This is a genomic window from Xylanimonas allomyrinae, assembly GCF_004135345.1.
Taxonomy (GTDB): domain Bacteria; phylum Actinomycetota; class Actinomycetes; order Actinomycetales; family Cellulomonadaceae; genus Xylanimonas; species Xylanimonas allomyrinae.
On sequence record NZ_CP035495.1, the window covers coordinates 2172149 to 2187425 of the forward strand.

A 15277-nucleotide genomic window follows, 5' to 3' on the forward strand; every position below is an offset into this window, starting at 1 on the left:
GCTCCACGCCGCAACGGTGCGCACAGGCGGCCCGACGACACGAGAGCCGCCAAACAGAGCGGGCCCTTGCGAGGGGCCGCTCCTTGGTGACGTGGAGGTGCGACACGGGCGAGCTGGTGTCGACGACGCTCGAAAACTGAACACTTTCGGCGTTCGAAAAGTGAACGGTGTGGGGCCAGCCTAGGTCGGCTGGGGGTCGGTGGTCTCGCGGATGCTGGGCAGGGTGTCGAGGCCGCGGTTGCGTAGCCGGTAGCTGGCGCCTTTGAGGGTCAGGACGTCGGCGTGGTGGACGATGCGGTCGATCATCGCTGCGGCGACGACTTGGTCGCCGAAGACGCCGCCCCAGCTGCTGAAGGGCAGGTTGGAGGTCAGGATCAGCGAGGCGTGTTCGTAGCGGGCCGAGACGAGTTGGAAGAACAGGTTCGCGGCGTCTTGCTCGAAGGGCAGGTAGCCGACCTCGTCGATGATGATCAGACCGTAGCGGCGCAGTTTCGCCAGGTCCTGGGGCAGTTTGCCGGCGCGGTGGGCGTCGGTCAGGCGGGTGACCCAGCCGGTTGCCGTCGCGAACAGGACCCGGTAGCCGTGATGAGCGGCGGCGATGCCCAGACCGATGGCCAGGTGGGTCTTGCCGGTGCCGGGTGGCCCGAGCAGCACGACGTTGCGTGCCTCGGTCAGGAACCCGCCGGAGGCCAGCGCGGCGATCGGCTGGCGCACGGCGGGCTGGGCGTCGAAGTCGAACTCCTCGATCGTCTTGCGGGCGGCGAACCCGGCGGCACGGATGCGTAGCTGGGCGCCGGAGGCGTTGCGTGCGGCGACTTCGCGTTCGAGGACGGCGGCGAGGTACTCCTCATGGGTCCAGCCGGCATCGCGGGCGTGGTCGGCCAGCCGGGCGGCGGACTCGGTGATCCGTGGTGCCTTGAGCGCGGCGGCAAGGTAGTTCAGCTGCTTGAGCGTCTCGCCCGCCGCGGGCTTGGTCGCGGCCGCCATCAGACCGCCACCTCGCCGGTGATGATGCCGAACGCGCGGTCGTACTCGCCCAGGTCCCGCACCATCGACTCGGCCTGTGCCGGGCGGGGCGCCTGGAACCGCTCGCGCAGCATCTTCGCGGTCGCCACGTGGGCCGGGTCGGTGATCGTCATGCCGCGCGCCCAGACCCGGTCGTGGGCGGCCACCACGCGCCCGGCGTGGCGGACCTCGACCCGGGCCAGGTCGGCGTGCACGTCCACGAACCGGCCGATCATCGCCGGGTCGACCGAGTAGTCGTTTGTATCGGCACGCACGTAGTAGTCGTTGCCCAGCCGGATCCGGTTGACCCAGCCCACCGCCGGCGCCACCGGCGGCAGCGGCAGCATCGCGGCCTTGTCGGCCTCGAGCAGGTCCAACGGCCTGGTCCGGATCGTGCGCACGATCCTCGCGTTCGCCCCGGTCAGCCAGTCGGCGAACTGGTCGTTGAAGTCGCCCGGAGAGGCGAAGTCGCGCCCGGGCATGAACGAGGTCTCGAAGAACCCGTTGCGTCGTTCCACCACGCCCTTGGACTGCGGGTCATACGGCTTCAGGCGCAGCAACGTCGTGGCCAGGGTGCCGGTGAACGCCGCGACCCCCTCGGCATGCCGCTTGCCGCGCCCGATGCCCGACTCGTTGTCCCAGATCAGCCGCCGCGGAACCCGGCCCAGCTGCTGCAGCAGCACCCACATCCCCAGCAGCAGATCCTGCGTGTGCCGAGTCGGGATCATCGTGGCGAGCATGAACCGCGAGTACGCGCACGTGAGCACCAGCACCGGCAGCAACGTCATCGACCCGTCCTCGAGCGGGATCTTGCGCGGCGGGAACCACAGATCGCTGTGAGTATCCCGGTGGCTGATCTGGGATCGGCTCGTCAGGGTGGTGCTGGCCGTCCTGCCCGTGTGTGACTCGACAGATCGCTGACCCCGGCTCTGGGTGTCGTTGCAGTGACTTGTCCGCACGAGCAGGCGGCCGGCGCCGCTCTGGCCCACCTCGGTGTCCTGATCAGGAGACTGCCCGACCTGCGGGTCGTGGCCCATCACAGTGTTGCCCCGGAGTGACTCTTCCCCAGACCGGCGCCGGCCCTCGACGGCCGTTCAGTTCCCGATCTGGAAGGAAGCACGACCGCCGTGACCATCGTCGCGCAGGCCCGCCCCTACGTCATCGGCGTGGACACCCACGCCCGCACCCACACGCTGAGCGTCCTGGAGGCTCCGACGGGAGGCTTCATAGACTCGGCCCAGTTCCCGTCAACGCCCGCAGGACTCAAGCGAGCAATCGCCTGGGCGGCCCGCCGGACTGTTGGTGATCTCGATGCACTGTGGGTCATCGAAGGCATCGGTACCTACGGGGCGCTGCTCTGCCGTGCCGTGCTCGAGTCCGGATACGACGCCGTAGAGGCTCCACGCATGGCGGCGCGCAGCAACCGGGGACTCGGGAAGTCCGACGAGCTCGACGCCCGCAGGATCGCAGCGGCGGCCCTGCCTCTGACGGAGAACGAACTGCGAGTTCCTCGCACCAGCGACGGTGAGCGGGCAGCGCTGCGGGTTCTCGTCACCGCACGCGAGCACATGACGACCGAGCGCACCGCTGCCATCAATGCGCTGACCGCTCTGGTGCGCGCCATGGACCTCGGAGTCGACGCCCGCCGACCCTTGTCTGCCAAGCAGATCACCGAGGTCTCGCGCTGGCGCGCCCGGAAGGAAGAGATCGGCGCTGCCACCGCTCGCGCGGAGGCCGTGCGGCTGGCCAGCCGAGTCCAAGCCCTGGACGACGACCTGTCGACCAACGCCACGCGGATCGACGCCCTCGTGCGGACCACCCCTGCGGCCGGACTGCTGGAGAAGGCCGGGATCGGGCCAGTCACGGCAGCCGTCGCACTCACTGTCTGGTCGCACCCGGGACGCGTACGGTCTGAGGCCGCGTTCGCGGCGATCGCGGGAGTCAACCCGATCCCCGCATCGTCGGGAAACACCACCAGGCATCGCCTCAACCGCGGAGGCGACCGACGCCTGAACCGCGCCCTCCACATGGCCGTGATCACACGCATGGCGCACGACCCGGCCACCCGCGCCTACGTCGCTCGACGCACCGCCGAAGGATCCACGACGCGCGAGATCCGCAGGTGCCTCAAGCGCTACCTCGCACGGCACATCTACCGCTACCTCAACGCGGCCGCCGTGCCACTGCTCACGACTTGACGAGACATAGGAGAGTCACTGGCACGCGTCCCCGGCCAGCCACGTCAACCGGTCAGCGGGATCCACCGGCGCCTGCTCGGGCCGCAACCGCCGCACGTTGTCCCGAAACCACGTGATCGACCCCGTCCACCCGACCCGCTCGGCGATCACCGTAGCCGGCATGTCCGGGGTGTCGTTCAGCAACCGCCGCACCGCCGCCTCGAACGGCGTGAACGCCGTCGACGCTGCCCGCCGCTCGTACCTCGGCGGCCCGGCAGAGGCCACCGCCTTGACCACCGTCGTGCGCGAGATCCCCAACCGCGCCGCGATCTGAGCCTTCGGAACGCCCTCGCCGGCCAACCGCCGGATCAACGCCCAGTCCTCCAAAGTGATCACTCTCCGATCGTCGTGAGTGTTCACCTTTCGAGCGTCGCAACCGTCCAGACTTCAGGCGTCGTCGACAGCTGGGCGGAGCTGTGCAAGCGCGCACGTGTTCGCCTACCTGTCTCCGTGGCACCCCACCTAGACCTCCAACTCCTCCAGCAGGTCCCTCCCCAGCCCTTCTCCAACGCGATCCGGCGTTCCGATGAGTGCCACGCGGTCAAGGTAGATGTTCCGGTGTTCGCAGCTCGTTTCGGGCAAGAGCAGGCATGCGTGGCAGGCAGCGAGGTTTAGCCCGTCGGCGCCGGACGGTCCGGACTCCGAGCAGACCGGATCGTTCGAGCACCAACTGGCCCGATTGAAGGCTGCCACGAGGGCCTGCGCGAACCGCTGCTCGTCCGCGAGGGCGGCCAGACCACCAAGGCTCCCCGCCGCATCCGACGACGCCGTGTAGACGAGGAAGCCCGCCTGGTCCGCGTCGGCGTAAACGCGCTCGCGCAGCGACCCGACAGGGTAGCCGGCGTCAAGGCTGAGCTCCTTCAGCACTGCATGCGCGAGGGAGTGAATGGCGATGAACCGCGCCGTCGGCGCCACGGGGCTCTCGATGCCGGACTCAGCGGCTCGGCGTTCGAGCGACGTGGCCAGCTTGGCCTGCCGGTCAACCGCGAACGCCGAGTTCTCCCATGTCGCGACGAGGTCGTCATCGAGCTGGACGAATACCCCCTCGCCCAGCACCTCGGATGCAGGAAGCCAGTCTCGGGGTTCGGCGTTGAGGCGGGCGAGATGTGGAGTCGTCGAGTCTGTCGGCATGGGCGTAACCCGCGAGAAGCCGGTCAGCGCCCGGACCTCGCGCAGGCGGGGCGCCTTCGACACCTGACGAACGAACCCTCGCAGTTCGGGTGCCACGTCGACCGCGAAGCACTGGAAGGTGTCGTGCGACCCGCCGTCGTTGCCGTCTATGAGCGCTCGGTACTCCTCGGCGCGGAGGTCGGCGTCCGTGGGTACATGGTTGGGGCTGAGGCCCTTCCGCCGGTGCACCTGGTCGAGGACCCCTTCGACGCTCAGCCCGGGCGATCGCATGGACTTCACCGCCGCTTCTACTGCGGCAGTGATCGCGGCGTCAGGAAGGTGCTCGAGGATGTGCCAGTTCTTCGTGACGTACTGAGCGTTCGGGCTCGACCATGGCGGGATGGAGATGCTGGACCGAACGGCGGCAAACCACACGTTCGACGAGCCTCGCTGGAGGACTCGCAGCGGCTTCTCACACGCGTCGTTCTCGACACCGAGCAGCCACGGCCGCCGTCCGGAGCAGGACTTGATCTGTTGAAGCGCACCGGCAGCGAAGGATCCGTCCATGTCGTGGGCGGGGACGCCGCACGAACATGAGATGACGATGTCCGCGAGGGACGACGAGGCCCCTCGCGTCGTGAGCTTGAGCCGATGGTTGTCGCCGACGACGTCGTGGCCGCGGTGGACCCACTTGAAGTACGGGAAGTCCTCGATGTGCCCGTTCTCGCAGCAGGCGACGAACCGGGAGGGCGTGAGGTCGGTGTCACAGTCAGGACACTCCATCTTGCGTGCGTCGAACCGGTAGAAGTAGTCGAGGCGGCGACACTTCGGGCAGTAATGGAACTCCGGGAACCGCACGGCCGGGACGTCTCCCCGGCGCGATCCCACCGACGGCGCACGGAACGTCCGAACGCCCAGTGACCGCGCGAGGCGGGGCTCCTCAACCTCCGCACACCACTTCTCGTCCCACTCGTCGGTGCCGACGATCATGAAGCTCTCGTCACCCGCAGGAAACAAGGAGCCGACACCGTACGTGGTGACCAACTGGCTCTGTCGCGCCTTCGGCCTGTCAGTCGTCGACATCGGGGCTCCCTGTCTTTGTCCTCGTCCGCCGGATGATCCGAAGCGTGCTCTCCCTGTCGACGTTGCGTAGCGACGTCAACGTCGGCCATGGCGTCTCCCCTGGCGGGAATGCTTCGGCGAGCGCACCGCCCGCGCCGTCCCGTGGTGGGCTCCCGGCCGGCACCATCAACGCCTTGTCACCCGCCCCGCGCCAGCTCGCGTACGTGGCCAGGACTCCGTCGTCCCAGGAGGACGCCCAGGCCTCGGTGAGTTCGTCCAGTGCCCTCTCGACGTCGCCCGCGGTCGCCGATCCCGCGACCCTGTCGGCACGCTCGGCGATGATCCGGGCGATGCCGTCAAAGGCATCGGAGTCGACCGGCACTCCCACCGATCCATCAGCCGCGGCCCCGGCCGTGGTGTGCCTGGCAAGGATGGTCATCAGCCCGTGCAAGCCGCGGTCGAGCGCTCGCGGCGCGAAGGGCGTTGCGCCGGTCGCCTCGACCTGCTTGTAGAGCGCTCGGTGGTACGACGTGAAGGACTCGAAGTGCGAGAGGTCCCGTGACCGCGAAGCGTTGAACAACGTGAAGACCAGGCCCGGGTATCGGCGTCCGACTCGGCTCGTCGACTGGATGTACTCCGACGTCGTCTGTGGCTGGCCCATGACCGCCATGAGCCCGAGCCGGTCGACATCGACGCCCACGGAGATCATGTTCGTGGCAAGCACGACATCGGGCGTGTCGGGGTGCGGCAGCGAGGTCTGGAGTCGCTCGAGCTGCTCGGGGATCTCGCTCGATCGCTTGCGGGAGGTCAGCTCGGCAGGCTCTCGGATGTGGCGCATGGGCGTTCCCAGACGCCCGGCCACCACCTTGACGCGGTCGCGCACGTCGTCGCTTGTCTGGATGTACGCGGCACCGAGCACGCGCAGGCTGTTGAAGTACCCCAGCAGCGTCCAGTAGGCGTCCTTGACCGAGTCATCGGCATCGAGGTCGTGCGCCCCCTGGAGAAGCGCCGCATAGGTGCGGACCAGGAGCGTTGCATGGCTGGTGCTGGGCGCCATCAGGCCGACGTATCGTCGGGTTCCCTTCTCCTCCGGCAATGCGTCGACTGCGAAGAACGAGTCACCGGCGTCGATCCCCGGCGGCGGGAACTGCTGCGACCTCCGGTCGAAGACGGCGCCGACCTGGTCGCCGGCGCGCCGAATCGTGGCCGTCGACGCGATGAGTTTCGGACGGGCGTGCGTGTCCGGGTCGGTCGCGAGGAAGTCGATCGCGGTCTCGTACAGGCCGACGAGCGTGCCAAGGGGACCCGAGATCAAGTGAAGCTCGTCCTGGACGATGAGGTCCGGTGTGGCATCGCTGCTCGCGGTCGCGCCTCGGCCGAAGAGACGGCCGCCCTTCTCGCTCCAGGCAAGCATGGCGAACTTGTCGACCGTGCCGATAATCAGCGACGGGCGTTGGTCGTAGACGTCCTCGTCGACGAGACAGACGGGCAACCCGTCGCCGCGGTGGAACCGGCACTCCACGTTCGGGCACCGGACATACATCCGCGGTTCACGGATCTTCGCGTCGTAGTTGGCATTGGTCAGCCTGGTACCACACCACGGGCATCGCAGGAGCTGAACGGGGTTCCCGAGGTCTCCCGGGTCCTCGTGGTTGGCGAGCTTTCGTAGCGCTCGGGCGGCCGCGTCGACGGTGTTCGGCGTTGCACCCTGGCCCACCCAGAGACCGACGGTGAACGGAGCCGAGCGAGCAAGGGCGGCATCCGTCGCACGCAGGTTCTCGAGTGCGCAGATCAGGCCTGCCGCGCGCTCGAACTGCTGGAGTGTCAGGAGTCGCAACGTGTACCGCATGATGACGCCGACGCCCGCGCCCCGTCCGTCGTCGCCGTCGCCTCGAAGACGGCGATGGATCAGTGTGAACGCGATCAGACCGAGGTACGCCTCGGTCTTGCCGCCGCCCGTCGGGAACCAGAGCAGGTCGGCGACGTCACGGTCTTCGGCTGTGGGATCCACGAGCCCCTCAAGGTTCAGGAGGATGAACGCGATCTGGAACGGGCGCCACGAGCCGACGACGTCCGTCGCCCCGTTGCGAACGAACTCCTGCCTCGACCGCTGCTGCTGCATGACGGCGTTCATCATCTGGAACGACCGCCGTGAGACGGGGTCCCGCTCGAGCAGCGCGATGCCTGCGCGCATGCGGCCGGCGGCGCGCCGGGCGTCGGCGACGTGCTTCTCCGCGGTCTCACGGTGGTGAGCAGGTAGGCCCTCGGCGTGGGCCCGGCCATCCTGCTCGGCGATCCACCCCTCGTACGTCTCGACCAGCCCGAGGAGGGGTGCGGTCAACGCGGCCACGTCGGCGGCCTCTGCGAGGCTCGGCATCGAGAGGCCAGGGACGTCCGTGCGGTCCGCCTTCGCCAGCGCCAGGTCGTGCTGCGGAAAGAACGTCGTCCGAAGTTCGTCGACACGGGCGCCCTCGTCCCAGGTGACTGCGACGCCGTGCCCGACGGCAAGGTGACGCTCTCGGCGGTAGAGCAGTTCGCCGCCGCGCTCGTCTGCATCAAGATGCGCGAGGACCCGGTCCGGACGTCGATCCTTGAACTCGCCGTCGACGGCCTGGATGGTTAGTTCAGGACGGAACCAGCAGAGGTCGTCGACCCGACCTTTCGCGGGCCTCCGGCGGCCGTTGACCAGAACCAACGTCACATTGATGACGCCGTCGCGTACGGGCCGGACGACGACGCGGAGTTCCAGGCCTTCGACGAGGGTTCTTGGCTCCGGGGAGCCCTGCGTCAGGTCGACGACGACTGGCTCCGGTGCGGCGGCGATCCGACGCCACCGCCGAACACGTCGGGTTCGCGCGCGGGTTTCAGGACCCTCCGGGTCGTCGGCCGTGCCGGTCGGTTCGTCGGGCTCATAGCGGTCGGCGGCGACAAGGACTCGTACGGATGTCGTCGACTCCGATACCCCGAACGTGAGTCCGATCGTCGACGGGTACCGAAGGTGAGCGAACGAGACACCCGGGTCGTACTCGGCGTCCGGCGCCGCACCTTGTTCTGCCTCGGGCACCTCGTTGGCGTCCTGGATCTCGGCATCCACGCCGACGCTTGCCTGCGGGTAAAGGATGCCGACGATGAACCGTTCGAGCGGTTCCTCGCCGAGTACTTCGTCGTCGGCGCCGCCGTACAGGTCGGCTCGGACCGCGTCGACCATCTGATCGCGCGCCGTGTACCAGGGAGTGAGGTCGGTCATCTGTCACCGCTCCAGTCGAATCGCAGCATTCCGGCACAGACCGCTGAGAGCCACAGCCCATTTCGCCCGACGTTGCCACTTTGGGCGTCGCCCGAGATCGTGGCGATGCTTTCGACGCGCCCACCCGTGATGCGCGGCCAAGGGATCTTTGCCCTGTCACGCGGGCCGAGCCATCGCGCGATGCCCTCACCGAACTCCCGCGACGTCCGCGCGACGAGGTGGCCGTCGTGGAACAGGTTCCATGCAGGGAAGCTCAGCGACGTTCGGGTCAGGTCCAGCTCGAACCGAAGAACGTCACCCGGCCGCAGCGTCTGGGCGATGTACGCCTGAGTCGCGGCCTTGTCGTCGCCCGGTGGTTCGCTGCGGTCAAGATCGGTCACCCTGAACTGGTACCCGAGCTTCTTCCATCTCTGCCTGCCTGACAGGTACCAATGGTCCGTGCCGTCCCCCGGTGCGCGCAGGCCGCGATCGTCGGGTCCGTCACATCGGACGATGACGTCTCGCGCTCGCGACAGGGCGACGAAGAGCCTCCGACTCGCCTCGCCGTCATCGGGCGCGTTGTCTTCGAGCCAGGGCTTGTCAGGAAACTCGACGCGGACGACGTTGTCGAACTCCAGGCCCTTGGCTCGGTGGACCGTCGAGACGATGAACCGAGAGCCCATCGGCTCGATGAGGTCGGGAACGAGGGGCCTGGGACGACGCAGTCCACGTGCGAGTGCAGGAAGGCTGACTTCTTGTCCTCTTCCCCCGGTGACGGACCGAAGGGCACGCCACAGCGACGCGGGATCGCGGTCCGGCGCAACGGCACTCGCCCGGGCCTCGAGCTCGTCCCTCGTGATTCCCGTGGTGGGGTGGTCGGCCGCCACCCGGGCAATCCATTGCGCGAGGACCCTTTGGTGCGCGCTGCGGCGGACCTCGACGGGCTCGCCGGCGGCGGCGATCGCCTCGGCGGTCAGGAGGGCCTGTCCGTTGTTGTCCGTCAGGAAGACCGTGGTGCCTGCCCAACGGCGAGCGTGTTCGACGACGGATTTGATGTCGCCTGCGGGTACCAGGCCGGCGAAGAACTCGTCGAGCGGCGAACCCGGCTCGCCCCGCAATGCGGCGTCGCGAAGACCCACGACGGTACGCGCGTCACGGGATCTCGCCCGGTACTGGCCGGTGAGCTCGCGGACCTGGACCCCCGGCATGGCGCGAACGCTCGCGAGGAACGCGAGAGACGTCGTCTCGGACAGCGGCTTGTTCGCAGCCCGTAGCTGCCAGTCGTAGATGCCCTGCGCCGGGTCGCCCAGAAGGCTGAACCCGGCATCGTCCGGCAGCCCATTGAGGATCGCGAGGAGGAAGTCGGCGCGCACCCCGACGACATCCTGGATCTCGTCGACGACCAGATGCTGCAGAGCGTCGAGCCGGTCCCACGGCTCGGTGCGCAGCAGTGCGGTGGCCCGCTTGATTCGCCGGTCGAACCCCATACCGGCGACGTCCTCATCCGAGAGGTCCCGGATGACTTCTCCTGCGAGCGAGTCCATCGTCTGCACGACGACAGGAGCAGCCCCACGTGTGCGGAGGCGCGCGTCGGCAGCATGAACTGCGGCGTTAGAGAAGGAGATCACGAGGATCCCGTCTGCGGCGTCGACGCCCTCCTCCTCGACGAGATGATCGACGAGGTTCGACACTACTTCCGTCTTCCCCGATCCGGGCCCGGCGATGACGAGCTGCCGCGTCGTCGGCTCGACGAACGCCGCATCGGATTGGCTCTCGTCGAGCCGTGAGGTCGTCATCGCCGGGTCCAGAGGTACTCGAACTCGTTGAACGCGAGCATCTCCCCGTACTTCTGGAAGTTGTCCCTGACGTTGATGATCAGGACCTCCTCGGAGCCGCCGTTCTTCGGCCCACGAAGCCCTCGACCGATCATCTGCTGATACACGTTCGGGCTGAACGTCGGTCGCGCGACGAACACGGCCTGAACCTTGGGCGCGTCGAAGCCCTGGGTCAGGACGTTGTAGTTCGTGATGACCCGGATCCGGCCATCCTTGAACTCCCTGACGTAGTGACGTCGGGCCGCAGGCTCCGTGTCCGCCGAGATCGACACCGAGGGGATGTCGCGGTGCGACAGAAGGGCGGCGATGACTCGAGCGTTCTCCACCGACGGCGCGAACGTCAGGATCGTCCAGTCCTCCGGGAGCGCCGCGATCGCGTCGACGATCCTCTGCGTGCGCACTAGGTCCGCTCCGAGTCGGGTGTTGACCGAGGAAGGCAGACGACGCGTCTTCTCGATCTCCGCCAGGTCGCCCGGCGTCAGCTCGACATCGGTCCCGTCGATCACCTGATGACGCACCTGGGCGAGAACGCCCATGGCCTGGAGCTCGCCATAGGGATCATCCGCGTTGCGGAACGCGCCTCGGTCGAGCCGGTTGGAGTCGTATCGCTTGACCAGGCGCTCGGTTTCCTCGCTCGACGTGCCGCGGAACGGCGTGGCCGTGAGACCGATGAGCGGCTTCGGGTTGCGGGCGTCGCGCCCCCGCGTACCCCGTCCCATCCACTCGAGCACCTGGGTGTAGGTCGGGGCAATGGACGAGTGCGCCTCGTCGATCACGACGATGGACGGGTCCTTCAGCCACTCGTACTCGCCCGAGGACCGCTTGGCGACAACGTCGAGCTTGTCGATCGTCGCGATCACCAACTGGAAGGTACCCGGTTCCTCGGGCACCTCGTTTGCTCCCCAGAGCCGGCCGAGTCGCATCGGGGCGGAGCTGCCGATCGCCCGCCAGACGTAGGTCCACGTCTCGGCGGCCTGCTCGCAGAGCTCGTCCGTCTGTGCGATCCAGACGAGTGGCCGCTCCACGTCGAGGGTGCCCGCGTTGATCTCGTTCACCAGCGCCTCGACGGTCACACGTGTCTTGCCTGCACCGGTCGGGAGGGAGACCATGCCACGGTCGCTCCCCACCCCGCGCAGCATCGCGGCGATGTTGCGCGTGACCTGTACCTGGTAGTCGTGCAGCTCCCCGAGGATTGCGGGGCCGTCGATGACTTCGATCGCAGGACGCGACGACGACGGGAACCCTGCCCACTCCGCCGGGAAGCCGAGTGCCGTGACCCATTGCCGGGTCGTCCTCCGCCCGCTCCATTCCCGGGGCGGGTCGAGGCGAGCGTCCTCCAGTGCAGGGCGGAGCTGCTTCAGGATCCCTACGCCGTACACGGCCCGGGCCAGCGCGGCGATCTCCTGCGGCTGCGTCTCCTGCGGGCGATTCTCCAGCGCGGCGAGTGCCTGCGCGGGCACGATGGGGCGCAGGGCATCGACACCCACGGCGGCGAGCAGACGCTCGTCGTCATTCGCCGCCTTCCTGATCTCGACTCGCCGCTGGTTCGCGGCCGTCTCCTCCATCTGATCGAAGACTCGGGCGATGTCGGCGCTCGACATTCCGAGGCCGAGCACCTCCGAGACCTGCTGCAGTCGCCCGGCCGGAGTCGGCGCCGTCGTCAGGATGGTCTCGCCCTCTCGGCGCGCGGCAATCGTTCGCGCCTTCTGACCTTGCGGCGTTGCGATCATGCGCTCCAGCCGGCTGCACGGCTGGAGCATGAGGTCACGGTCCTCGATCGCCAGTCGAAGCTTCAGCGGAGGGAACAGGTCCGTGAGGTACTCGGCCTCACCCGCCGTCTCGACGACGATCTCCTCCTGGAGCAGGTCCTTGCCCAAGGGCATGTTCCAGTTCTCGACGAAGATCTCGACGTCCTCGGGCTCCTGGACGCGCAGTGCCGGAACCTGGGCCTCGATCATCGCGGCGTAGACGCCGTCGTCATCGGTGACGCCGACGTTCTTCGGCTCCACCAACTGTCGGCGGTGGCCGACGCGCACCATGATCGTCTCGGGCTGGATCGAGTCCGCGGTCCACACGTAGAACGCGGCACGGCGCGCGTCGTCGGCGTCGTCGCGGATCCAGGTGTCCGCGATGGACTTGTAGAGCGCCCAGTCCTCCGCACTCACCGATGCGGGGTCGTCCTTCAGCTGGAGCATCCGCGCGACTTGGGACGACGCCTCGTAGGCCGGTAGCGAGTCACAGGGCACGGAGTCGCTCGCGACGAGCACGTGGCGCGGCTTCATGAGCCCGAACGATGTGCGCAGCAGCCCGTATCTCCGAAGGAACCATGCCTCAGGCGGGATGACCTTCTTCTGCCCGTAGCTGGCGTTGCTCCGATGGCGAACGATCCGCGCTCCTGGGAGGCCCTGGGCAATGATGCGTGCCGTCGCCGCCGCGCGCGCCTCCGGGGACATCTCCGTCAGGATCTGCATCGGCCATAGCGGCAACGCACCATCGACGAGGACATAGTCGGGGTCGGGTTTCGCACCATGCTGATCCGCGATGAACCGCTCCTTCATCGCCTCGAGATAGCTCAAATACCACTGCTCGCGTGACATCTCGTCGTAGCGCGGCGATGGAGCCTCGACGGCGCCGATCTCCCGCAAGAGCTCGGCGTCGTCACGGTGGTAGCGAGGATCGATGAGGAAGTCTCGGTCGCGCGAACCGTCTGCCGGAACGATGTCGCCGGCAAGGAATGCCGCCCCTGGCGGGACCCATCTGCCGGCCGCGGTCTTGACCCTCGTGCGGAGGGTGATGTCGCGCGGCTCCTTGCAGTTGAGATCCGTCCGGAGGATCGAGAGCGCCGTGTCGTGGGGATCTCGCGGAGGATGTCCCAGATCTGGGGCCACACCGATGCCGGCTCCCTAAGCCCCGTCACGGTCATCGCCCGTGTCAGGAGCTCACGGAGCTGCCCTGAGCGGTCCATGAGGACGACACCAAGCCTGACGAGACCTTCCTTCACCCCGGGTACGGCGACGAGCTCGGGGTCGACGAAGTCCACCCCCGCTCGGTCCTCCCCCTCGACCTTGACGAACACGCGACCCTTCGTCGCCGCCCTGAGGCGACCTGTCTCGAGCCGGACGATCTGCGCCGTCGAGACCTCGGAGGCAAGTTTGCGCGCGGCCTCGAGATCGGTGAGCCTGCTCGACTGGTCGAGGGCCCACGCAGCGAGCTCGATCGCCTTGGCGCACTCGTCGACGGAGCCCTTCTCGACCAGGTCCTCGAGCCAGACATCTATGCCCGAGGGCGGCGTCTCCGTACGCCCGGGCGCCGAAAGGAGGCGCTGAACCTTGAGTCGCCGCTCGCGATTGGTGTAGACGAGAGGGTGGACCCACCGGTCGAGGTGGCCGCCCGCCTCACGCCAGCGCTCGAGCCACGCCACCGAGACAGGCGAGTTCTTACCGAGCGTGTCGCCACCCAGCCACCGAAGCTCGGATGCAACACGGAGGCGCCCGGACCCGTCCGGCAGGGAGGGGACGGTGCGCAGGTGCTCGAAGACGGGCTTGTTGATGATGTCGTCGGCGTCGCTTCGAGGCTCGTCACCTCGAGCGGGCATGGCATCGAGCACGGCGGCGATGCGGTCGGTTCCCTGGAATGCGCGGAACGCTCGAGACACGAGCGGAGGAAGCACCTGGGTGAGAAGTTCCTCGTTGAATGCTCCCCGCAGCAGGTGCTTGCGATCGTCCGACAACTTCCACGGGGCGTTCACGATGCCGGACAGCGTCGTCGCGTCCGCCGTGGGGAAGTACGACCAGAACTGGCCGATGTCGTAAAGGTCGTCCGTCAGGCAGACGGCGTACGCAGCCTCGACAATCTCGCGGCCTGCCGCGTAGGAACCCTCCGCCCGCGCGCGTGCACTTGGCGTGTGCGTGATGCGCGCCACCGACCAGTCTGCCGTGTCTTCGTTGACCTGGATCCTGTGCACGCCGCCGCCGACATCCGTGACGCCCAGGACCCGGTCCCGTGCAGGCTGCTTGGTAAGGAGGAACTTGATCTCCTCGGGGGAGAGCCCAAGACCGAGCACCTGACGGGGCGCCGTGAACCGGATCTGGTCCTCGTTCCTGATCGCCGCCCGCACGATGTGGGGCGAGAACAGCACGAACTCATTGCGGAACAGGTCGAGCTGGGCGGAGAGCAGGCGGTGTGCCTCGGCGTCGCGCAGGGGCAGGACGACGATCGTCGTCGCCCATGCCTTGAGCCTGGCGAGCGTCGGATCGGCGTCGAACGCTGCCGTGGGCTCCAACACCTCTGCCGTCCGCATGGTCGGGTAGACGCGCGACTGAAACCCGGCCTCGCGAAGGACCGCTTCGGCACGCGACTTGTCGAAGCCGAACGAGACGGACTCGCTGTACACACGAGGGCAGTCACTGACGGCGAGTACGGACTTGAAGCCGATGCCGAAGCGGCCGACCTGCGCCTCGTCCTTCGACGAGATGTCCGAGGCCATGATGGCCCGCACACCCTTCTCGGAGAACGGTGCACCGTCGTTGGCGACGTACAACGCGTCCTGGGTGAGGACGACCTCGATCTGGCGGCCACCCGATCGGGCAGCGTCGACTGCGTTCTGGACGAGCTCCTCGATCTGACGGGTGCTGTAGCCACCCGTGGAGATCTTTGCCTCGTTGTTTGCGTCCTCGAGGATTCGGGCCGGGTCCTCCCGGTAGACCTTGATGCAGGTCACGGTCTGGTTCTCGACTACTGCGGCCAGCTCAGTGCGGCCGTGGGTCCAACTCGGCACCGACTCACTCCAGATGATCAACGTT

Annotated in this window: 9 protein-coding genes; 1 reads left to right on the top strand and 8 read right to left on the bottom strand. The window is 67.9% G+C overall.

What is annotated here, in order from left to right; genetic code table 11:
- Nucleotides 1-180: 180 nt before the first annotated feature.
- Together istB and ET495_RS09900 are read right to left on the bottom strand one after the other, a co-directional pair.
- Nucleotides 181-987, bottom strand: a complete 807-nt coding sequence (istB, locus tag ET495_RS09895) for an IS21-like element helper ATPase IstB (RefSeq protein ID WP_129204634.1) — start codon at nucleotides 985-987, stop codon at nucleotides 181-183.
- Nucleotides 987-2042: a Mu transposase domain-containing protein gene (locus tag ET495_RS09900; RefSeq protein ID WP_211340821.1), complete on the bottom strand. Its 1056-nt coding sequence runs from the start codon at nucleotides 2040-2042 to the stop codon at nucleotides 987-989. The genes istB and ET495_RS09900 overlap by 1 nt, the downstream gene beginning before the upstream one ends.
- Nucleotides 2043-2132: 90 nt before the next feature.
- On the opposite strand from ET495_RS09900, the gene ET495_RS09905 reads away from it, so the two are divergent.
- The gene (locus ET495_RS09905) at nucleotides 2133-3203 is read left to right on the top strand and encodes an IS110 family RNA-guided transposase (protein WP_129204636.1); all 1071 of its coding nucleotides are present in this window, start codon (nucleotides 2133-2135) and stop codon (nucleotides 3201-3203) included.
- Between the two features lie 15 nt (nucleotides 3204-3218).
- Here ET495_RS09905 and ET495_RS09910 read toward each other — a convergent pair whose 3' ends face one another.
- From ET495_RS09910 to ET495_RS09935, 6 genes are all read right to left on the bottom strand, one after another.
- Entirely contained in the window at nucleotides 3219-3569 is a 351-nt protein-coding gene (locus tag ET495_RS09910) for a helix-turn-helix domain-containing protein (protein WP_211340822.1), read from the bottom strand.
- A gap of 135 nt (nucleotides 3570-3704) precedes the next feature.
- Complete coding sequence (gene drmB / locus ET495_RS09915) at nucleotides 3705-5435, bottom strand: DUF1998 domain-containing protein (protein WP_129204638.1); 1731 nt, start codon at nucleotides 5433-5435, stop codon at nucleotides 3705-3707.
- Nucleotides 5422-8661, bottom strand: a complete 3240-nt coding sequence (locus ET495_RS09920; protein ID WP_129204640.1) for a helicase-related protein — start codon at nucleotides 8659-8661, stop codon at nucleotides 5422-5424. The genes drmB and ET495_RS09920 overlap by 14 nt, the downstream gene beginning before the upstream one ends.
- Nucleotides 8658-10436 (bottom strand): UvrD-helicase domain-containing protein, encoded by a 1779-nt coding sequence (locus ET495_RS09925; protein WP_129204642.1) that lies wholly within the window; start codon nucleotides 10434-10436, stop codon nucleotides 8658-8660. The genes ET495_RS09920 and ET495_RS09925 overlap by 4 nt, the downstream gene beginning before the upstream one ends.
- Nucleotides 10433-13120 (bottom strand): DEAD/DEAH box helicase, encoded by a 2688-nt coding sequence (locus ET495_RS09930; protein ID WP_129204643.1) that lies wholly within the window; start codon nucleotides 13118-13120, stop codon nucleotides 10433-10435. The genes ET495_RS09925 and ET495_RS09930 overlap by 4 nt, the downstream gene beginning before the upstream one ends.
- Nucleotides 13048-15252: an ATP-binding protein gene (locus tag ET495_RS09935; protein ID WP_129204644.1), complete on the bottom strand. Its 2205-nt coding sequence runs from the start codon at nucleotides 15250-15252 to the stop codon at nucleotides 13048-13050. Before ET495_RS09935 ends, ET495_RS09930 begins: the two co-directional genes overlap by 73 nt.
- Between the last annotated feature and the right edge of the window lie 25 nt (nucleotides 15253-15277).